The organism is Streptomyces sp. NPDC002463, from assembly GCF_042889835.1.
GTDB classification, from domain to species: domain Bacteria; phylum Actinomycetota; class Actinomycetes; order Streptomycetales; family Streptomycetaceae; genus Streptomyces; species Streptomyces nymphaeiformis.
In genome coordinates this window covers 16,269-35,516 of record NZ_JBIARL010000035.1, presented here as the reverse complement: position 1 = coordinate 35,516, position 19,248 = coordinate 16,269, and the positions used below count along the sequence as shown (strand labels likewise).

Sequence of the window (19,248 nt, the reverse complement as noted above, 5' to 3'; positions counted from 1 at the left end):
GGGCTGTGAGCAGCGAGAACGAGAAGTCCGACGAGCCCGAGCAGCTCGCGCTCATCCGGGAGACCGTCCGCAAGGCGAAGGTGCCGCGGGCCAAGCCGCGGACGTGGCGGGGGGCCGCGCTGGCCAAGGAGCTGCCCGTCGCCCGGGTCGTCGTGAACAAGGGGGCGCTCCACCTCGACCAGTTCTTCGACTACGCGGTCCCCGAGGAGCTCGACGAGGCCGCCCGGCCCGGCGTGCGCGTGCGCGTGCGGTTCGGGGCGGGGGCGCATCAGGTGCGGGGCGGGCGGCGCGAGGGCGGTCGGCTGATCGACGGCTTCCTCGTGGAGCGGCGCGCCGAGTCCGACTACTCGGGGCCGCTGGCCGCGCTCGCCGACGTCGTCTCGCCCGAGCCGGTGCTCGGACCCGAGCTGCTCGGCCTCGCCCGGGCGGTCGCCGACCGGTACGCGGGGAGTCTCGCCGACGTCCTCCAGCTGGCCGTACCCCCGCGCAACGCGAGCGCCGAGCGCCGGCCCTCGCCCGCGCCGCTGCCGCCGCCCAGGGCGCCGGAGCCGGGGAGCTGGACGCGGTACGAGCGCGGGCCGGCGTTCCTGGACTCCCTCGCGCGCGGCGGGGCGCCCCGGGCCGTGTGGAACGCGCTGCCGGGGCCGTACTGGGCACAGGAGATCGCCCGTGCCGTCGCCGCCACCCTCGCCTCCGGGCGGGGCGCGCTCGTCGTCGTCCCCGACGGGCGGGCCGCCGGCCGGGTCGACGCGGCGCTGACCGAGGTCCTGGGGGAGGGCCGGCACGCGGTGCTCACCGCCGAGGCCGGACCCGAGAAGCGGTACGCGCAGTGGCTCGCCGTGCGGCGCGGCGCCGTGCGGGCCGTCGTCGGCACCCGGGCCGCGATGTTCGCCCCCGTACGGGACCTCGGCCTCGCCGTCATCTGGGACGACGGCGACGGCAGCCACAGCGAGCCGCACGCCCCGCAGCCCCACGCGCGCGAAGTGCTGCTCCTGCGCGCCGCCCACGACCGGTGCGCCTTCCTCCTCGGCTCCACCAGCTGCACCGTCGAGGCCGCCCAGCTCGTCGAGTCCGGCTGGGCCCAGGCGCTCGGCGCCGGACGCGAGCAGGTCCGCAAGGCCGCGCCCCTGATCCGGACCGTCGGCGACGGCGAACTCGCCCGCGACGAGGCCGCGCGCGCCGCCCGGCTGCCCTCGCTCGCCTGGCAGACCGTGCGGGAGGGCCTCAAGACCGGGCCGGTCCTCGTCCAGGTCCCCCGCCGGGGGTACGTGCCGAGACTGGCCTGCGAGCGCTGCCGCACGCCCGCCCGCTGCCGGCACTGCGCCGGGCCCCTCGAGGCCCCCGAGCAGCAGGAGCTGCGGTGCGGCTGGTGCGGCCGCGGCGCCCCCGACTGGCACTGCGCGGAGTGCGGCTCGACCCGGCTGCGGGCCCAGGTGGTCGGCGCCCGGCGGACCGCGGAGGAGCTCGGGCGGGCGTTCCCCGCCGTGCCCGTACGGACCTCCGGACGCGACCACGTCCTGGACAGCGTGCCCGGGCGCCCCGCGCTCGTCGTCTCCACCCCCGGAGCCGAACCCGTCGCCGAGGGCGGCTACGCGGCCGCGCTGCTCCTCGACGGCTGGGCCATGCTCGGCCGGCCGGACCTGCGCGCCGGCGAGGAGGCGCTGCGCCGCTGGATCGACGCGGCCTCGCTGGTCCGCGGCCAGGCCGAGGGCGGCGCCGTCGTCGTGGTCGCCGAACCGACCCTCCGGCCCGTCCAGGCGCTGGTCCGCTGGGACCCGGTCGGGCACGCCCAGCGGGAGCTGGCCGAGCGGGCCGAGCTGGGCTTTCCGCCGGTCTCCCGGATGGCCGCCGTGACCGGGCCGCCGGAGGCCGTCGAGGGCTTCCTGACGGCGGCCGGGCTGCCCGCCGACGCGGAGGTCCTCGGCCCCGTGCCGCTGCCCGTCGTCCGCCCCGGCGGCCCCCGCAGACCCGGCGATCCGCCGCCCGGCGAGCAGTGGGACCGGGCCCTGGTCCGGGTTCCGCCGGGCAGCGGTGCGGCCCTGGCGTCCTCGCTGAAGCAGGCGAGGGCGGCGCGGACGGCGCGCGGGGGCGGGGAACCGGTCCGGATCAGGGTGGATCCGCCGGACATCGGCTGAGGGGACGGGCGGCGCTCTCCGTCGGGCATCGGCTGACGGGCCGGGTGGCCCTGTCCGCCGGACATCGGCTGGGAGGTGCCGCCCGGCTGCTTCACGGCCGCTCCGAGGGGCCCCGGACGCGCCACGGCCGCCCGTCCCCGGTGGGGGCGGGCGGCCGTGGTCCGTTCTTACCGGCTCAGCCGTTGCGTCGGCCCGGGAAGGCCGGCGGGCGCGGGTCCTCGCGGAGGGCGGCGCTGCCCGAGGTGGGCTGCGGCGGCATCGAACGGGCGGCGGGGACCGAGGGGAGCGTGCGGGTCACGCCCGGCTCCACCGCGTGGTCCTGGTCCACGGCCACGCCCGGCTGGGGCGCGCGCCGGGCGCCGTAGCGGCGGTGGACGGCCTGCTTGGTGACCCCGAGCGCGGAACCCACCGCGTCCCAGGAGAAGCCGAGCGAGCGGTCGAAGTCGACCGCCGCGGTCACCAGGGTCTCGACACTGTCCCGCAGCTCCTGGGCGAGACGTACGGTCGGGGCGGGCGCGCGCCCGTAGACGACGAAGCCCGTCGACGGGCCGGAGCGGCGAGGGCGGTAGACATTGCCCAGCTGGGCCGTGAGCGTGCGCAGTGCGTCCACCTGCCGCCGGACCCGCTCGATGTCCCGCACCAGCAGGTGCAGACTTGCCCGGGCTTGGGCGTCGTGGGTTGCGTGGTCGGCCATGTGAAAGCCTCTCGAACCGGCGTTTAAGGGGGCGGGCCGCAGGGGGGAGCAGCGACCCGATTCGGTCAATCTCTCTTGACCAACGCGCCACCGGGACTTGGGTCACGCTGCGGGGGCGTACACGCATATGCGCGGGGCGCTCACCGTCCCGTACGCCCCCTCCGCCCCAGCGGCCCTAGACTGGTGCGCTGCCCGCACGCCCCCGGAGAGACAGGCAGTCCCGACCCATGAAGCTCGTCTTCGCAGGCACCCCCGAGGTCGCCGTTCCCGCCCTGGACGCCCTGATCGCCTCCGGGCGGCACGAGGTGGCCGCCGTGGTCACCCGGCCGGACGCCCCGGCGGGGCGCGGCCGGCGGCTCGTCGCCAGCCCGGTGGCCCAACGGGCTGAGGAGGCCGGGATCGAGGTCCTGAAGCCGGCCAGGCCGCGCGACGAGGAGTTCCTCGCCCGGCTGCGGGAGATCGCGCCGGACTGCTGCCCGGTCGTCGCGTACGGCGCGCTGCTGCCCAAGGTCGCCCTCGACATCCCCGCGCGCGGCTGGGTCAACCTGCACTTCTCGCTGCTGCCCGCGTGGCGCGGCGCGGCGCCCGTGCAGCACTCCCTGATGGCCGGCGACCAGGTGACGGGCGCGTCCACCTTCCTCATCGAGGAGGGCCTCGACTCCGGGCCGGTCTACGGCGTCGTCACCGAGGACGTCCGCCCGACGGACACCAGCGGCGACCTGTTGACCCGGCTCGCCTTCGCGGGCGCCGGGCTGCTCGCCGCGACGATGGACGGCATCGAGGACGGCACGCTCCAGGCCGTCCCGCAGCCGATCGAGGGCATCACCCTCGCCCCGAAGATCCAGGTCGAGGACGCCCACGTCGACTTCGCCGCCCCCGCGCTCCGGGTGGACCGCGTGGTCCGCGGCTGCACCCCGGCCCCCGGCGCCTGGACCGTCTTCCGCGGCGAACGCCTCAAGCTGATCCAGGTCACCCCCCTCCCGGACCGCACCGACCTCGCCCCCGGCGAGCTCGCGGCCGGCAAGAACAACGTGTACGCGGGCACCGGCTCGTACGCCGTCGAACTCCTCTGGGTCCAGCCCCAGGGCAAGAAGCCGATGAAGGCCGCGGACTGGGCCCGGGGCGTGCGCATCGCCCCGGGTGAGCGGCTCGGCGCCTGACGGTGCCGCTGCCGCTCCCCGAAGGGTCCTGGTGGGACTGGGAGGTCCGCCATTACGACGGCAGTCGGCTCACCCTCGTCGCCGGCCACGACCTCTCGTACCACCACGGGCTCGAAGTCGTCTTCACGGACACCCTCTACGTCCGGTGCCCGATGGACTTCAGCGACCCGGAATTCCGCGCGCCCACGCCGGAGGAGCGCGCGGAGGCCGCCCGTCTCGTCGGCACGGAGCCGCCCGTGCTCGTCGCCTCCGAGGCGGACGGCGGCGGCACGGAGCCGGCCGTGTGCCTGATCACGGCCGAGGCCTGGGAGATCCGCCAGGGGCGTTTTTCCCGGCAGGCGCCGACGGACGTACGCTGAGGGAGTTCCACCCCTCATTTCGTCACGCGGAGCACCTTTGAGCGAGCAGGCACGTCGTCGTCCCCACAAGCCCTACCGGCGGCCCCAGAAGGACCCCGTGCGGATGCTCGCCTTCGAGGCGCTGAGGGCGGTGGACGAGCGGGACGCCTACGCGAACCTGGTGCTGCCGCCGCTGCTGCGGAAGGCGCGGGAGAAGGGGGACTTCGACGGGCGGGACGCGGCGCTCGCGACCGAGCTCGTGTACGGGACGCTGCGCCGGCAGGGCACGTACGACGCGATCATCTCCGCCTGTGTCGACCGGCCGCTGCGCGAGGTCGACCCGCCCGTGCTCGACGTGCTGTCGCTCGGCGCACACCAGCTGCTCGGGACCCGGATCCCCACCCACGCCGCCGTCTCCGCCAGCGTCGAGCTGGCCCGGGTCGTGCTCGGCGACGGGCGCGCCAAGTTCGTGAACGCCGTGCTGCGGAAGATCTCGCAGCAGGACCTCGACGCCTGGGTGGAGCAGGTCGCCCCGCCGTACGACAAGGACGCCGAGGACCACCTCGCCGTCGTCCACTCGCACCCGCGCTGGGTCGTCTCGGCGCTGTGGGACTCCCTCGGCGGCGGGCGGGCCGGGATCGAGAGCCTCCTGGAGGCCGACAACGAGCGGCCCGAGGTCACCCTCGTCGCCCGCCCCGGCCGGATCACCACCGAGGAGCTGGCCGCCGGCGCCGAGACCGAGCCCGGGCGCTGGTCTCCGTACGCGCTGCGGATGGCCGAGGGCGGCGAGCCCGGCGCCATCGAGGCGGTCAAGGAGGGCCGGGCCGGCGTCCAGGACGAGGGCAGCCAGCTCGTCGCGATCGCCCTCGCCAACGCCCCCGTGGAGGGCTCCGACACCCGCTGGCTCGACGGCTGTGCCGGGCCCGGTGGAAAGGCCGCCCTCCTCGGCGCCCTCGCGGCCGAGCGCGGCGCCTTCCTGCTCGCCTCCGAGAAGCAGCCGCACCGTGCCCGCCTCGTCGAGCGCGCCCTCGCCGGCAACCCCGGCCCGTACCAGGTGATCGCCGCCGACGGCACCCGCCCGCCGTGGCTCCCCGGCTCCTTCGACCGGGTCCTCATGGACGTGCCCTGCTCGGGTCTCGGCGCCCTGCGCCGCCGCCCCGAGGCCCGCTGGCGCCGCCGCCCCGAGGACCTGGACGGCTTCGCCCCGCTCCAGCGCGCCCTGCTCACCGAGGCGCTGAGCGCCGTCCGCGTCGGCGGCGTCGTGGGGTACGCGACCTGCTCGCCGCACCTCGCCGAGACCCGGGTCGTCGTCGACGACGTCCTGAAGAAGGTCGGCGGCGCCGAGCTGATCGACGCCCGCCCGCTGCTGCCCGGCGTCCCGGAGCTCGGCGACGGTCCTGACGTCCAGCTGTGGCCGCATCTGCACGGCACGGACGCCATGTACCTGGCGCTGCTGCGCCGGACCGCCTGACCTCCGGTCGATCGGCTGTTCGATCACCTGACCGCAATCGCCCGGTCTGTGCGGGTCCCGGACTCGTCGCTTCGTACCGAAATTGGTCTGGACCGGATCCGAAACCGCTCAGCGGCAAAGAAGTGCCCAAGAACGTGGGAGGCTTGGCACATGGCGCAGATCAACCCCAGCATCCTGTCCGCGGACTTCGCCCGGCTCGCCGATGAGGCGAAGGCCGTCGGCGGTGCCGACTGGCTGCACGTCGACGTGATGGACAACCACTTCGTCCCCAACCTGACGCTCGGCGTCCCGATCGTGGAGTCGCTGGCCCGCGCGACGGACACCCCGCTCGACTGCCACCTGATGATCGAGGACCCCGACCGCTGGGCCCCGCAGTACGTGGAGGCGGGCGCCGGCTCGGTCACCTTCCACGTCGAGGCGGCCGCCGCGCCGGTCCGGCTCGCGCGGGAGATCCGGGCCAAGGGCGCGAGGGCGTCGATGGCCCTCAAGCCGGCCACGCCCATCGAGCCGTTCGAGGACCTGCTCCCCGAGCTCGACATGCTGCTCATCATGACCGTCGAGCCCGGCTTCGGCGGCCAGGCCTTCCTCGACATCATGCTTCCCAAGATCCGCCGCACCCGTGAGCTGATCTCCAAGCACGGTCTGGAGCTGTGGCTCCAGGTCGACGGCGGGGTCTCCGAGTCCACGATCGAGCGGTGCGCCGAGGCCGGTGCCGACGTCTTCGTCGCCGGTTCCGCGGTGTACGGCGCGGCGGATCCGGCCGCGGCCGTCGCCTCGCTCCGGGCCGGCGCGGAGGCCGCGACCGCGTCCGCCGCGTGGGCGTGTGGCCACTGAGCCTCCGGCGGATGAACGCGGTCCGTCGGGCCGTCGACAGGACTGATCAAGGCCCGCCGGATCTGACAGGATGAACGGCGAGTCCAGAGTGTGAACGACATCGGTATGTGACTTCCGTACGTGAACAGCGGTACGTGAACAGCAGTGAGGAGATCGCGGTGGCGGGTATGTCGGCGGGACGGTCAGCCCTGCGGATGGGCCCCGCGGAGCTGGTGCAGGCGGCGGCCATGGCCCGCCGCTTCTACCTCGAGGGCAAGTCCAAGATCCAGATCGCCGAGGAGTTCGGCGTGAGCCGCTTCAAGGTGGCCCGGGTGCTGGAGACCGCCCTGGAGCGCGACCTCGTGCGGATCGAGATCCGCGTACCGGCCGAGCTGGACGCCGAGCGCTCCGACGCGCTCCGCGCCCGCTACGGGCTCCGCCACGCCGTCGTCGTCGAGTCCCCGGCGGAGGGTGACGACGAGTCGCCCGACCCGGAGAACCTCGGCGAGGTCGCGGCCGACCTGCTCGGCGAGCTCGTCACCGAGGGCGACGTCCTCGGCCTGGCCTGGGGCCGCTCCACCATCCACATGGCGGCGGCCCTCGACCGGCTGCCGCCCTGTACGGTCGTCCAGCTCACCGGTGTGTACGACGCAGGGACCGCCGAGCGCGGCTCCGTCGAGGCCGTGCGCCGCGCCGCGCAGGTCTCCGGCGGCGAGGCCCACCCCATCTACGCGCCCATGCTGCTGCCCGACCCGGCGACCGCGGCCGCGCTGCGCAGCCAGACCGGCATCGCGCGGGCCTTCGAGTACTTCGACAAGGTGACCGTCGCCTGCGTCTCCATCGGCTCCTGGGAGCCGGGCATCTCGACCGTCCACGACATGCTCTCCGACGCCGAGCGCGCCCACTACGCCTCGCTCGGCGTCGCCGCCGAGATGTCCGCGCACCTCTTCGACACCGAGGGGCGCCGGGTCGGCCGCGACCTGGGCGAGCGCTGCATCACCGTCGAGGCGGACCGGCTGCGCCGGATTCCCGAGGTCGTCGCGATCGCCGGCGGCCAGCGCAAGGCGGCGGCGATCGGCGCGGTGCTCCGCTCCGGCCTCGTCACCAGCCTGGTCACCGACCGCGCCGCGGCGGACTACCTGCTCACCGAGTCCAGCCCGGGCACGCACCCGGCGCTCGACCGCAAGGACCCCGACGGCAACTGAACGAGGCCGCGTGAGCCCAGGGGCCGGAGCCGTTCCGTAACGGTATGTTCGGGACATGTCGCTCCGGCCCCTGCGCGTACTCCTCGCGCTCGTCCTCGCCGTCCTCCTGGCCGGGTGCTCGTCGGCGGGTGGCACCGGCACCGCCACCCCGACCCGTACGGCCGCGGCCGCCGCGGCCACCGGAACCTCCGGGCTGCCCACCGTACGGGCGTCGCAGCTGCCGCCCGAGGCGCGCGAGACGCTCGCCCTCATCGCGCGCGGCGGCCCCTTCCCGTACGCCAAGGACGGCACGGTCTTCTCGAACTTCGAGCGGGTCCTGCCCCGGCGCGAACGCGGCTACTACCACGAGTACACCGTGAAGACCCCCGGCGAACGCGACCGGGGAGCGCGGCGCATCGTCACCGGGCGCGGCGGCGAGACGTACTACACAGACGACCACTACGAGACCTTCCGGGAGGTGGTCACGGATGAGGCTTGACGACCCCGTCGTCCTCGACCTGACCGGCGTGATGGACAAGGCCGCCCTCATGGACCGGTGCGCCGTCGCGCTCGCCCTGCCCGACTGGTTCGGCCGCAACTGGGACGCCCTCGCGGACTGCCTCACCGACCTGCCCGAGCCGGTCACCCTCGTCGTCACCGGCTGGCAGACCTACGCGAGGACGCACCCGCGCGAGTGGGGGATCGCCCAGGACGTCTTCGCCACGGCGGTCGACGAACGCCCCACCCACCTCTCCGTCCTCCTCGCGCTGGGGGAGCCGAGGGAGGGCTTTTCGGAGGATCCGACGAACCACATGTCGTAAGCCTCGGAGGATTCGCCCTGGACTGGTATTCGTACTGGCGTGGGACAATGAACTACGTGCTTTTTCCCCTGGCTGAAATGCCTAGGGGCCGATCCGAACGACTGGGATGTCAGCACGTGCGTTTCCTCAATGACGTCAAGCCGCCCTACGACCTGACGTACGACGATGTGTTCATGGTGCCGAGCCGCTCGGCCGTGGGTTCCCGCCAGGCCGTGGACCTCTCCTCGCCCGACGGCACCGGGACGACCATCCCGCTCGTCGTCGCCAACATGACCGCCATCGCCGGCCGCCGGATGGCCGAGACGGTCGCCCGCCGCGGCGGCCTGGTCGTCATCCCGCAGGACATCCCGATCGAGGTCGTCACCGACGTCATCTCGTGGGTGAAGAGCCGCCACCACGTGCTCGACACCCCGATCGTCCTGGAGCCGCACCAGACCGTCGCCGACGCGCTGTCGCTGCTGCCGAAGCGCGCCCACGAGGCCGGTGTCGTCGTCGACGAGAACCGCCGCCCGGTGGGCGTCGTCACCGACGCCGACCTCTCCGGCGTCGACCGCTTCACCCAGCTCTCCGAGGTCATGTCCAAGGACCTGCTGCTCCTGGACGCCGACATCGACCCGCGCGAGGCCTTCAACACCCTCGACGCCGCCAACCGCCGCTACGCCCCCGCCGTGGACGCGGACGGCAAGCTCGTCGGCATCCTCACCCGCAAGGGCGCGCTGCGCGCGACGCTGTACTCCCCGGCCGTCGACGCCCAGGGCCGCCTGCGCATCGCCGCCGCCGTCGGCATCAACGGCGACGTGGCCGGCAAGGCCAAGCAGCTCCTCGACGCGGGCGTCGACACGCTCGTCATCGACACCGCGCACGGCCACCAGGAGTCGATGATCAGCGCGATCCGCACCGTGCGGGCGCTCGACCCGCAGGTCCCGATCGTCGCGGGCAACATCGTCGCCGCCGAGGGAGTCAAGGACCTCATCGAGGCGGGCGCCGACATCATCAAGGTCGGTGTCGGCCCCGGCGCCATGTGCACCACCCGCATGATGACCGGCGTCGGCCGGCCGCAGTTCTCCGCCGTCCTGGAGTGCGCCGCCGAGGCGAAGAAGTACGGCAAGCACGTCTGGGCCGACGGCGGTGTCCGCCACCCGCGCGACGTCGCCATGGCGCTCGCCGCCGGCGCGTCCAACGTGATGATCGGCTCCTGGTTCGCCGGGACGTACGAGTCTCCGGGCGACCTCCAGCACGACGCCAAGGGGCGTGCGTACAAGGAGTCCTTCGGCATGGCCTCGGCCCGCGCCGTCCGGAACCGGACCTCCGACGAGTCCTCCTACGACCGCGCCCGCAAGGCGCTGTTCGAGGAGGGCATCTCCACCTCGCGCATGTTCCTCGACCCGCAGCGTCCGGGCGTCGAGGACCTGATCGACTCGATCATCGCGGGCGTGCGGTCGTCGTGCACCTACGCCGGCGCCAGCTCGCTGGCCGAGTTCGAGGAGAAGGCGACCGTCGGCATCCAGTCCGCCGCCGGTTACGCGGAGGGCAAGCCGCTCCACGCCAGCTGGAGCTAGTCGTCACAGGCCACGGGCCCCCGGGAGACCACTCCCGGGGGCCCGTGGTCGTCTGCGGGGCCCTCACCGGCCCGCCAGCGCCTCCCGCAGCACCTCCGTCACCGCGCGCGCCATCCGCGCATGCCCCGCGTCGTTCGGATGCAGCCCGTCCGCCAGGTGTTCCGGGCCCAGGAGCGGGCGGCCGGAGAGGACCAGGAGGCGACGGTCGCCCTCGGCGGCCAGGTCCCGGCCCGCGCGCTCCATCGCCCTGCGCAGCTCCGTCAGGGTCGCCCCCAGGGCGTTGCGGGTGTGCTCCGCCTCCGGGCGCAGGACCGGGGAGAGGATCAACAGCGGCGTGGACGGGTGGCCCCTGCGGACCAGGCCCACGAAGGCGCGGACCGTCGCGTAGAGCCAGTCCGCCGTCGCCGGCACCCGGGACCAGCAGTTCGTGCCGAACGCGAGGGTGATCACATCGCCTCGGAGCCGCGCCAGATGCTCCGCCAGCGGCAGCTCGCCCCGCGCCCCGCCCGCGTACCCCAGGTTGACCGGGTCGAGGCCGAGGAGCCGGCCCGCCGTGGCGGGCCAGGAGTGTGCCGGGCGGGTCGACCACCAGCCCTCGGTGATCGAGTCGCCGTGGACGAGCCAGCGGGGCCGGGCCGGGGCGGGGGAGAGGGCGCCGCCGACGGCCCGCAGGGCGAGCGGAACGGGCGCCTGGCCCTCCGGGAGGTGGACGGTGAAGACGCCGCCGCACGGGGGGAGGGGGAGCCTCACGACGGCCTCCGGCGCCGGAGCCGCGCACGTCTCGCCGACGAGCCGTGTCCCCTGCCAGAGGGCGAAGCAGTGGCGCAGCGCGCGCAGGGGGTCGTCGGGCCCGGGGACGGCCGCCCGGTAGCGGAGCTCCACCGCGCGCGTGCCGGGGGCGGCCCCGAACTCGATCCGTACGCCGATGGGCAGCGCGGCCCGCTCGGCGATGTCCCACGGCAGCCGTTCGAGGTCGTCGGGGTCGGCGCGGACGGGCCGGTCGCCGTCAAGCCAGGCCGTGCCGCGCAGGAACGGAGCCGGGTCGAGCCAGTGCACCGGGGCCTCCGATCGTGGGGCGCCGAAGGCGGTCGCCAGGGCCTCGCAGCGTGCGTCATTCCGCATGAGGAGTCCATACGCGTGCACGTGCCGGTTCACACCCGGATGTGTCGATTCATGCGGGGGAGCGCAATGTTCACCCGTCTGTGCCCGAAGCGCGCAATGATCATCCGGCAGTGCGCAACAACCCTGCATTACGACTGCGAAGCTCCGCCCCTTAGGCTCGTGCCCCGTACCAGGAGTGGCGTCGACCGCCTGCTCGGCGGTTTCCGTCCCCCGATGGCTTGCTTCGGCATGCCTTCGTACCGCCGCGGTCGTCTCCGAACCCCACAGGCAGCGATAAGGAGCCTCCGCAGTGCTGGATCAAGGCGCAGCCCCACCGGTCGTCGACGCGACCGCCCCGAAGACCTCCGCTCTCGGCGCACTCGTCCGGCGCAAGCCGGTGGAACGCCTGGTCGACGAGGGTGGCCAGGGCGAGGGTGGCAGTCTCCGCCGCTCGCTCTCGATGTGGCAGCTGACCATGATCAGCATCGGTGCCACGCTCGGCACCGGCATCTTCGTCGTCCTCGGTGGCGCGGTTCCGAAGGCCGGCCCCGCCGTCACGATCGCCTTCGTCATCGCCGGCCTCACGGCGCTGTTCTCGGCGCTCTCGTACGCCGAGCTGGCCGGCTCCATACCGGTCGCCGGCTCCTCGTACTCGTACGCGTACGCAACGATGGGTGAACTCGTCGCCTGGGTCTGCGGCTGGTGTCTGGTCCTGGAGTACGGCGTCTCCGTCGCCGCCGTGGCCGTCGGCTGGGGCGAGTACCTCAACGAGCTGCTCGACGGGACGATCGGCGTCACCATTCCCGACGTGCTCTCCTCGGCTCCGGGCGAGGGCGGCTTCATCAACCTGCCCGGGCTGATCGTCGTGCTGCTCGCCATGGTGTTCCTGCTCGGCGGCGCCAAGGAGTCCGCCGTCGTCAACACGATCATGGTCGTGGTGAAGATCGCCGCGCTCGCCCTCTTCTGCGCGATCGGCTTCATGGGCTTCAAGTCCGGCAACTACAAGGACTTCATGCCGCTCGGCATGACCGGTGTCGGCGCTGCGAGCGCCAGCCTCTTCTTCTCGTACATCGGCTTCGACGCCGCCTCCACGGCCGGCGAGGAGGCGAAGAACCCCAAGCGCGACCTGCCCCGCGCGATCATGCTCTCGCTGCTCATCGTCACCGTCCTCTACGTCCTCGTCGCCGCCGTCGCGGTCGGGGCGTGGAACTGGAAGGAGTTCGAGGGCTCCGAGGCCACGCTCGCGGCGATCATGAACGACGTCACCGGCCAGACCTTCTGGGGCACGATGCTCGCCGCCGGCGCGGTCATCTCCATCGCCAGCGTCGTCCTCACCGTCCTCTACGGCCAGACCCGCATCCTCTTCGCCATGTCCCGCGACGGTCTGGTCCCCAAGGTCTTCGGCAAGGTCAGCGGCAAGACCGGCACCCCGCGCGTGAACACGGTCATCGTGTCGCTCTTCTGCGCCGTCCTCGCCTCGGTCGTCCCGCTCTACAAGCTCGTCGACGCCACCAGCATCGGCACGCTCTTCGCCTTCGGCCTGGTCAACATCGCGGTCATCGTGCTCCGGTACACCCGCCCCGACATGCCGCGCACCTTCAAGGTGGCCCTCGGACCGGTCTTCCCGATCCTCGGCCTGGGCTTCTGCGTGTACAACATGTTCGGCCTCGACGCCGTCACCTGGACGTACTTCGGCGGATGGATGGCCGCCGGGCTCGTGTTCTACTTCCTGTACGGCATGCGCCGCTCCCGACTGGCCACGGCTCCGGCCCTGGCAGAGGCTCCAGCAGAGAAGTGATCCACCCGTAGTGCGACTCAACGACCTCGACGAACGCATCGTCCACGCCCTCGCGGAAGACGCCCGCCGCAGCTACGCCGACATCGGCTCGCTCGTCGGACTCTCCGCGCCCGCCGTGAAGCGGCGCGTGGACCGGCTCCGGGCCGAGGGTGCCATCACCGGCTTCACCGTCCGGGTGGACCCGGCGGCACTCGGCTGGGAGACCGAGGGCTTCGTCGAGATCTACTGCCGCCACAACACCTCGCCGGAGGACATCCGGCGAGGTCTGGAGCGGTACCCCGAGGTGGTGTCCGCGTCGACCGTCACCGGTGACGCGGACGCCGTCGTCCAGGTCTTCGCCTCGGACATGCGCCACTTCGAGCGCGTCCTGGAGCGCATCGCGGGCGAGCCCTTCGTGGAGCGCACCAAGTCCGTCCTGGTGCTCTCGCCGCTCCTGCGGCGCTTCTCCTCCGGCTCGCCCGCATAGCGGGTGTGGGCCGCCGGGGCGGTGCGGGCCGTGGTTCCCGCACCGCCCCCTCGCCCGCCCACCCCCGTGGGGCGGTCTATTCGGTCGGGTAGTCGATCTGCCAGGGCAGCACCGTGAAGTCACCGGTGCCCGGCAGCACCTTCTCGAAGGGCGGCATGCTCTGGCAGGGCGGCAGTTCCGTGGTCTGGCCCCGGGTCATCCAGCTGTAGCCGAGCCGGTCGTGCCTGCCGAGGTCGTGCACCGACACGCCGACCCGCTTGTTCCGGAATCCCTCCACGTCGGTCTCGGTGACGACCCCCGTCACCACCGCGACCTTCCCCCCGGTGACCAGGCAGTCGACCTTCGCCACCGCGTAGCCGCCCTTCCCGCCCTTGTAGTGGCTGAACCGGAAGGTGCCGGTCGCCGCCTCGGGATCCTTGTTGTCCTTCGCCGCCAGATGCGCGTCGAAGCTGAACGTGATGTCGTCCCCGGCCGGCCGGTACAGCTTGGCGGTGCCGGTCAGCGCGGCGGCCTCCTTGACGGTGGCGGCGGCCAGCGCGGGAGCGTCGTTCCCCGAGGCGACGGCGACACCCCCGGCCCCCAGGGTGAGCAGCACCGCGGCGGCTACGGCGACGATCTTCGTACGACGGTTCATCGTGGTCCCCTTCGACAGGTCGTCCGGCAGGTCTTCCGGACGAGCACCACTCTTCCGCCCGGACCGCGCCCGGGCGTCGGGCCGCAGGACGGTCCTCGTCTCCGCCGCGCGGCGGGGAGCCCTACGACCCCGGTCGGAGCCGTACGCAACGAATCGACGCACCGGCCACCGATCGCGCAACGGTTCGACGGTCGGTCCGCAACGCCTCCGCCTTGTCCCGGGAGAGCGCGAAACCGTACCGTTTTTGACGTCTTCCCCCTCAACTTCCGACCCACGAGGATCGCCGATGCCCGCGCTGCGCACCGCCCTGCTCCAGAGCTCCGGTGAGCTCGGTGACGTGGCCGCCAACCTCAAGATCCTCGACGAGGCCGCCGCCCGCGCCGCGGCCGCCGGAGCGGGCGTCCTGCTCGCCCCCGAGCTCTTCCTGACCGGCTACGCCATCGGCGCCGACATCGCGCGCCTGGCCGAGCCTGTCGACGGGCCCTCCGCCCGCGCCGTCGCGGCCATCGCCGTGCGCCACGGCCTGGCCGTCGGCTACGGCTACCCGGAGCGGGACACCGAGCGGCACGGCGTCCTGTACAACTCCGCGCAGCTCATCGGCGCCGACGGCGTCCCGCTGGTGCAGTACCGCAAGACCCACCTCTTCGGAGGCTTCGAGACGCAGTGGTTCACCCCCGGCGACCAGCCGGTCGTCCAGGCGGAGCTCGGCGGGCTCACCGTCGGCATGATGATCTGCTACGACGTCGAGTTCCCGGAGAACGTGCGGGCGCACGCGCTGGCCGGTACGGACCTCCTCCTCGTACCGACCGCGCTCATGCACCCCGCCGAGGTCGTGCCGCTGTCCGTGGTGCCGGTCCGCGCCTTCGAGAACCAGCTCTACCTCGCGTACGCCAACCGGACCGGCCCCGAGGGCGACTTCGAGTTCGTCGGCCTCTCCACCCTGGCCGGTCCCGACGGCACCGCCCGGGCCCGTGCCGGACGCGGCGAGGAGCTCGTCATCGGCGACGTCGACCCGGCCTTCCTCGCGGCCTCCCGTCAGGAGAACCCCTACCTCCGCGACCGGCGCCCGGGCCTCTACGGCCCCCTCGTCTGAGCCGCTGCCCCACCCACCTCCCCGCCTCACCCTTTTTTCCGTGCAAGGAGTCCGTACCCCATGACGTCCACGGTGCCCACGACCGCCGTCCCGCACAGCGACGGCCAGCCGCCGATCACCATGTTCGGTCCGGACTTCCCGTACGCCTACGACGACTTCCTGGCCCACCCGGCCGGGCTCGGCCAGATACCGGCCACCGAGCACGGCACCGAGGTCGCCGTCATCGGCGGCGGGCTCTCCGGCATCATCGCCGCGTACGAGCTCATGAAGATGGGCCTCAAGCCCGTCGTCTACGAGGCCGACGAGATCGGCGGCCGGCTGCGCACCGTCGGCTTCGAGGGCACCGGCACCGAGGGCCTGACCGCCGAGATGGGCGCCATGCGCTTCCCGCCCTCCTCGACCGCGCTCCAGTACTACATCGACCTCGTCGGCCTGGAGACCAGGGACTTCCCGAACCCGCTGGCCGAGGCCACCCCGTCGACCGTCGTCGACCTCAAGGGCGAGTCGCACTACGCCGAGACGATCGCCGACCTGCCGCAGGTCTACCGCGACGTCGCCGAGGCCTGGAACAAGTGCCTCGACGAGGGCGCCGACTTCTCCGACATGAACCAGGCCATGCGCGAGCGCGACGTCCCGCGCATCCGCGAGATCTGGGCGAAGCTCGTCGAGAAGCTCGACAACCAGACCTTCTACGGCTTCCTCTGCGACTCCGAGGCCTTCAAGTCGTTCCGCCACCGCGAGATCTTCGGCCAGGTCGGCTTCGGCACCGGCGGCTGGGACACCGACTTCCCCAACTCCATCCTGGAGATCCTCCGCGTCGTCTACACCGAGGCCGACGACCACCACCGCGGCATCGTCGGCGGCTCGCAGCAGCTGCCGCTGCGCCTGTGGGAGCGCGAGCCGGAGAAGATCGTCCACTGGGCGCCGGGCACCTCGCTCAGCTCCCTGCACGAGGGCGCCCCGAAGCCGGCCGTGACCCGGCTGAACCGGACCGCCGGCAACCGCATCACGGTCACCGACGCCTCCGGCGACATCCGCACGTACCAGGCGGCGATCTTCACCGCCCAGTCCTGGATGCTGCTGTCCAAGATCGCCTGCGACGACTCGCTCTTCCCGATCGACCACTGGACGGCGATCGAGCGCACCCACTACATGGAGTCCTCGAAGCTCTTCGTCCCCGTCGACCGGCCGTTCTGGCTGGACAAGGACGAGGAGACCGGCCGCGACGTCATGTCGATGACGCTGACCGACCGGATGACCCGCGGCACGTACCTCCTGGACGACGGCCCGGACAAGCCGGCCGTCATCTGCCTCTCGTACACCTGGTGCGACGACAGCCTGAAGTGGCTGCCGCTCTCGGCGAACGAGCGGATGGAGGTCATGCTGAAGTCGCTCGGCGAGATCTACCCGAAGGTCGACATCCGGAAGCACATCATCGGCAACCCGGTGACGGTCTCCTGGGAGAACGAGCCCTTCTTCATGGGCGCCTTCAAGGCGAACCTGCCGGGCCACTACCGCTACCAGCGCCGCCTGTTCACGCACTTCATGCAGGACCGGCTGCCCGAGGACAAGCGGGGCATCTTCCTCGCCGGCGACGACATCTCCTGGACGGCCGGCTGGGCCGAGGGCGCGGTGCAGACGGCGCTCAACGCGGTCTGGGGCGTCATGCACCACTTCGGTGGCGCGACCGACGGCACCAACCCCGGCCCGGGCGACGTGTACGACGAGATCGCCCCGGTCGAGCTGCCGGAGGACTGATCCCCGTCAGGGCCTGGTCAGGGGCGTGAGCAGCATCCGCCCCACCAGGCCCACCGACCGGTCGAGGCGTTCCGTGAACTCCTCGGCCAGGTCGGGCAGCCGCCGCAGCTGCCACAGCGAGCGGGCGGCGAGCCAGGCCCCGTCACGGGCCCGGTCCAGGCTCCAGCAGCCGAGCAGATGCGTCAGCGGGTCCGCGACCTCCAGGAGGTCCGGGCCCGGCATCAGTTCCTCCCGGATGCGCTCCTCCAGGAGGACGAGGACGTCGCCGACCCGGTCGAACTCGTCCTCCAGGTCGGCCGGCGCGCACTCCAGGATCCGGCAGGCGTCGACCACCGCGAGCGCCAGGTCGTGGCCGATGTGCGCGTTGATCCCGGCGAGCGCGAACTGCAGCGGCCGTACGCCGGGATGGCGCCGGTAGTGGAAGAGGGGCCGCCAGCAGGCGGGCGCGGGACGGCCGGTGGTGGCGGCGTCGACCGCCGCGAGATAGCGCTCCGCGAACCGTACGTCGAGGGTCGCGGCGGCCCGCCGGTCGGCGAAGGCGCCCGCGTCGAGCGCGTGGCCGATCTCCTCGGTGACCGTCAGGTAGACCCGGTTGAAGACGGCGACCCCGTCGGCCGGATGCCAGGCCGCGCGAAGCGCCCGCATCCGGTCCAGCACGGGGTCGACCGCGACGAACTGGCCGATCCGTTCCGGGCACCACTGGGTCTGCGTCATGGGGGCAGGCTCCCAGCCGCCGGGCCCGCGGGGGAACTCCTCGGGCCCGGCTTACCCAGAACGGGCGAATCACTCAGTTCTTCGACACGTCTTCCGTGTCCGTCTCGTACGAGCTGGTGCCCGCGTCCAGGAGCGGTTCCTGGATCTTGAGGTGGGCCGGGGCGAAGGCCCGCAGCACGTGGTAGCCGGTGATGACGACGATCGTGCCGAGCGCGATGCCGCCCAGTTCGAAGGTGTCGGTGAAGTGCAGCTTCACGCCGCCGACGCCGATGATGATGCCGGCGGCGGCCGGGACCAGGTTGAGCGGGTTGCGCAGGTCGACCTTGGCGTTGATCCAGATCTGGGCGCCGAGCAGGCCGATCATGCCGTACAGGATCACGGTGATGCCGCCGAGGACACCGCCGGGGATCGCGGCGACGACCGCGCCGAACTTGGGGCAGAGGCCGAAGAGCAGCGCGAAGCCGGCGGCGGCCCAGTAGGCGGCGGTCGAGTAGACCCGGGTGGCGGCCATGACGCCGATGTTCTCGGAGTACGTGGTGTTCGGCGGGCCGCCCACGCCGGTGGAGAGCATGGACGCGACGCCGTCGGCGGCGATCGCGGTACCGAGCTTGTCGTCGAGGGAGGTACCGGTCATCTCGCCGACGGCCTTGACGTGACCGGCGTTCTCGGCGATCAGCGCGATGACCACGGGCAGCGCCACGAGGATCGCCGACCACTCGAAGCTCGGGCCGTGCAGCGACGGCAGACCGATCCAGTCGGCCTTGGAGACGCCGGAGAGGTCGAGCCGCCAGTGGTCGGTGACCTGGCCGCTCGGGGACACCGAGTGGATCTTGCCGAAGACGAGGTCGAAGATCCAGGAGATGGCGTAGCCGAAGATCAGGCCGAGGAAGATCGCGATCCGGGACCAGAAGCCGCGCAGACACACCACGGCCAGACCGGTGAACAGCATGACGAGCAGGGCCGTCCACTGATCCTGCGGCCAGTACGTCGACGCGGTGACCGGCGCCAGGTTGAAGCCGATCAGCATGACGACCGCGCCGGTCACGATCGGCGGCATCGCCGCGTGGATGATCCGCGCGCCGAACTTCTTCACGGCGAGACCGGCCAGGAAGAGCACCCCGCCGACGACGAACACCGCACCGGTGACGGTGGCGCTGGTGCCGCCCGAGGCCCGGATGGCCGCGGCGACGCCGACGAAGGAGAGCGAGCAGCCCAGGTAGGACGGGACGGTGCCGCGGGTCGCGAGCAGGAAGATCGCGGTGGCGACACCGGACATCATGATCGCCAGGTTCGGGTCGAGACCCATGAGGACCGGGGCGACGAACGACGCCCCGAACATCGCGACGACGTGCTGGGCTCCGAGCCCGACCGTACGGGGCCAGGAGAGCCGTTCGTCCGGGCGGACGACGGCTCCGGGAGCGGGTGTTCTCCCGTCGCCGTGCAGGGTCCAGCGCACGCCGAGGTTCATGAGGTCTGCTCCCGTTCTCCGGTTCCGGCGGCCGTGTCGAG

Annotated in this window: 18 protein-coding genes; 13 read left to right on the top strand and 5 right to left on the bottom strand. The window is 72.8% G+C overall.

Going from position 1 to position 19,248, the window contains the following annotated elements:
• Positions 1 to 5 precede the first annotated feature (5 nt).
• On the top strand, positions 6 to 2,135 hold the full coding sequence (locus ACFYX3_RS39565) for a primosomal protein N' (RefSeq protein WP_389024665.1): 2,130 nt from the start codon (positions 6 to 8) through the stop codon (positions 2,133 to 2,135).
• 175 nt (positions 2,136 to 2,310) lie between these two features.
• On the opposite strand, the gene ACFYX3_RS39560 is transcribed toward ACFYX3_RS39565, so the two are convergent.
• Positions 2,311 to 2,829 carry a hypothetical protein gene (locus ACFYX3_RS39560; protein WP_389024663.1) on the bottom strand — a complete coding sequence of 173 codons (519 nt, stop codon included), beginning with the start codon at positions 2,827 to 2,829 and terminating at the stop codon, positions 2,311 to 2,313.
• Between the two features lie 227 nt (positions 2,830 to 3,056).
• On the opposite strand from ACFYX3_RS39560, the gene fmt reads away from it, so the two are divergent.
• From fmt to ACFYX3_RS39520, 8 genes are all read left to right on the top strand, one after another.
• A complete protein-coding gene (fmt, locus tag ACFYX3_RS39555) occupies positions 3,057 to 3,989 on the top strand; it encodes a methionyl-tRNA formyltransferase (protein WP_376590839.1) in 933 nt (310 codons plus the stop codon).
• Between the two features lie 2 nt (positions 3,990 to 3,991).
• A complete protein-coding gene (locus tag ACFYX3_RS39550) occupies positions 3,992 to 4,348 on the top strand; it encodes a hypothetical protein (RefSeq protein ID WP_389024661.1) in 357 nt (118 codons plus the stop codon).
• Positions 4,349 to 4,385: 37 nt separating this feature from the next.
• The gene (locus ACFYX3_RS39545) at positions 4,386 to 5,798 is read left to right on the top strand and encodes an RsmB/NOP family class I SAM-dependent RNA methyltransferase (protein ID WP_389024659.1); all 1,413 of its coding nucleotides are present in this window, start codon (positions 4,386 to 4,388) and stop codon (positions 5,796 to 5,798) included.
• A 150-nt stretch (positions 5,799 to 5,948) separates the two neighbouring features.
• Positions 5,949 to 6,632, top strand: coding sequence for a ribulose-phosphate 3-epimerase (gene rpe / locus ACFYX3_RS39540; RefSeq protein ID WP_389024657.1), 684 nt, complete (start codon positions 5,949 to 5,951; stop codon positions 6,630 to 6,632).
• Between the two features lie 134 nt (positions 6,633 to 6,766).
• Positions 6,767 to 7,816, top strand: a complete 1,050-nt coding sequence (locus ACFYX3_RS39535) for a sugar-binding transcriptional regulator (protein WP_181924900.1) — start codon at positions 6,767 to 6,769, stop codon at positions 7,814 to 7,816.
• Positions 7,817 to 7,871: 55 nt separating this feature from the next.
• Positions 7,872 to 8,294: a ribonuclease domain-containing protein gene (locus ACFYX3_RS39530; protein WP_382662577.1), complete on the top strand. Its 423-nt coding sequence runs from the start codon at positions 7,872 to 7,874 to the stop codon at positions 8,292 to 8,294.
• Positions 8,284 to 8,616 carry a barstar family protein gene (locus tag ACFYX3_RS39525; RefSeq protein WP_389024655.1) on the top strand — a complete coding sequence of 111 codons (333 nt, stop codon included), beginning with the start codon at positions 8,284 to 8,286 and terminating at the stop codon, positions 8,614 to 8,616. Before ACFYX3_RS39530 ends, ACFYX3_RS39525 begins: the two co-directional genes overlap by 11 nt.
• 116 nt (positions 8,617 to 8,732) lie before the next feature.
• Positions 8,733 to 10,175, top strand: a complete 1,443-nt coding sequence (locus tag ACFYX3_RS39520; protein ID WP_382662576.1) for a GuaB1 family IMP dehydrogenase-related protein — start codon at positions 8,733 to 8,735, stop codon at positions 10,173 to 10,175.
• Between the two features lie 63 nt (positions 10,176 to 10,238).
• On the opposite strand, the gene ACFYX3_RS39515 is transcribed toward ACFYX3_RS39520, so the two are convergent.
• A complete protein-coding gene (locus ACFYX3_RS39515) occupies positions 10,239 to 11,297 on the bottom strand; it encodes a GDSL-type esterase/lipase family protein (protein WP_389024653.1) in 1,059 nt (352 codons plus the stop codon).
• Positions 11,298 to 11,586: 289 nt separating this feature from the next.
• Between ACFYX3_RS39515 and ACFYX3_RS39510 the strand changes: the two genes are divergently transcribed.
• Together ACFYX3_RS39510 and ACFYX3_RS39505 are read left to right on the top strand one after the other, a co-directional pair.
• On the top strand, positions 11,587 to 13,074 hold the full coding sequence (locus tag ACFYX3_RS39510; protein ID WP_382662573.1) for an amino acid permease: 1,488 nt from the start codon (positions 11,587 to 11,589) through the stop codon (positions 13,072 to 13,074).
• A 10-nt stretch (positions 13,075 to 13,084) separates the two neighbouring features.
• Entirely contained in the window at positions 13,085 to 13,540 is a 456-nt protein-coding gene (locus ACFYX3_RS39505; RefSeq protein WP_030691274.1) for an Lrp/AsnC family transcriptional regulator, read from the top strand.
• Between the two features lie 76 nt (positions 13,541 to 13,616).
• Here ACFYX3_RS39505 and ACFYX3_RS39500 read toward each other — a convergent pair whose 3' ends face one another.
• On the bottom strand, positions 13,617 to 14,174 hold the full coding sequence (locus ACFYX3_RS39500) for a Repetin (protein ID WP_389024650.1): 558 nt from the start codon (positions 14,172 to 14,174) through the stop codon (positions 13,617 to 13,619).
• 286 nt (positions 14,175 to 14,460) lie between these two features.
• Between ACFYX3_RS39500 and ACFYX3_RS39495 the strand changes: the two genes are divergently transcribed.
• Both ACFYX3_RS39495 and ACFYX3_RS39490 read left to right on the top strand, forming a co-directional pair.
• A complete protein-coding gene (locus tag ACFYX3_RS39495) occupies positions 14,461 to 15,267 on the top strand; it encodes a carbon-nitrogen hydrolase family protein (protein ID WP_389024648.1) in 807 nt (268 codons plus the stop codon).
• A 60-nt stretch (positions 15,268 to 15,327) separates the two neighbouring features.
• Positions 15,328 to 17,025 carry a flavin monoamine oxidase family protein gene (locus tag ACFYX3_RS39490; RefSeq protein ID WP_385664470.1) on the top strand — a complete coding sequence of 566 codons (1,698 nt, stop codon included), beginning with the start codon at positions 15,328 to 15,330 and terminating at the stop codon, positions 17,023 to 17,025.
• Between the two features lie 6 nt (positions 17,026 to 17,031).
• On the opposite strand, the gene ACFYX3_RS39485 is transcribed toward ACFYX3_RS39490, so the two are convergent.
• Positions 17,032 to 17,739 (bottom strand): DUF5995 family protein, encoded by a 708-nt coding sequence (locus ACFYX3_RS39485; protein WP_382662569.1) that lies wholly within the window; start codon positions 17,737 to 17,739, stop codon positions 17,032 to 17,034.
• Between the two features lie 73 nt (positions 17,740 to 17,812).
• Complete coding sequence (locus ACFYX3_RS39480; RefSeq protein ID WP_389024645.1) at positions 17,813 to 19,207, bottom strand: uracil-xanthine permease family protein; 1,395 nt, start codon at positions 19,205 to 19,207, stop codon at positions 17,813 to 17,815.
• Positions 19,208 to 19,248 lie beyond the last annotated feature (41 nt).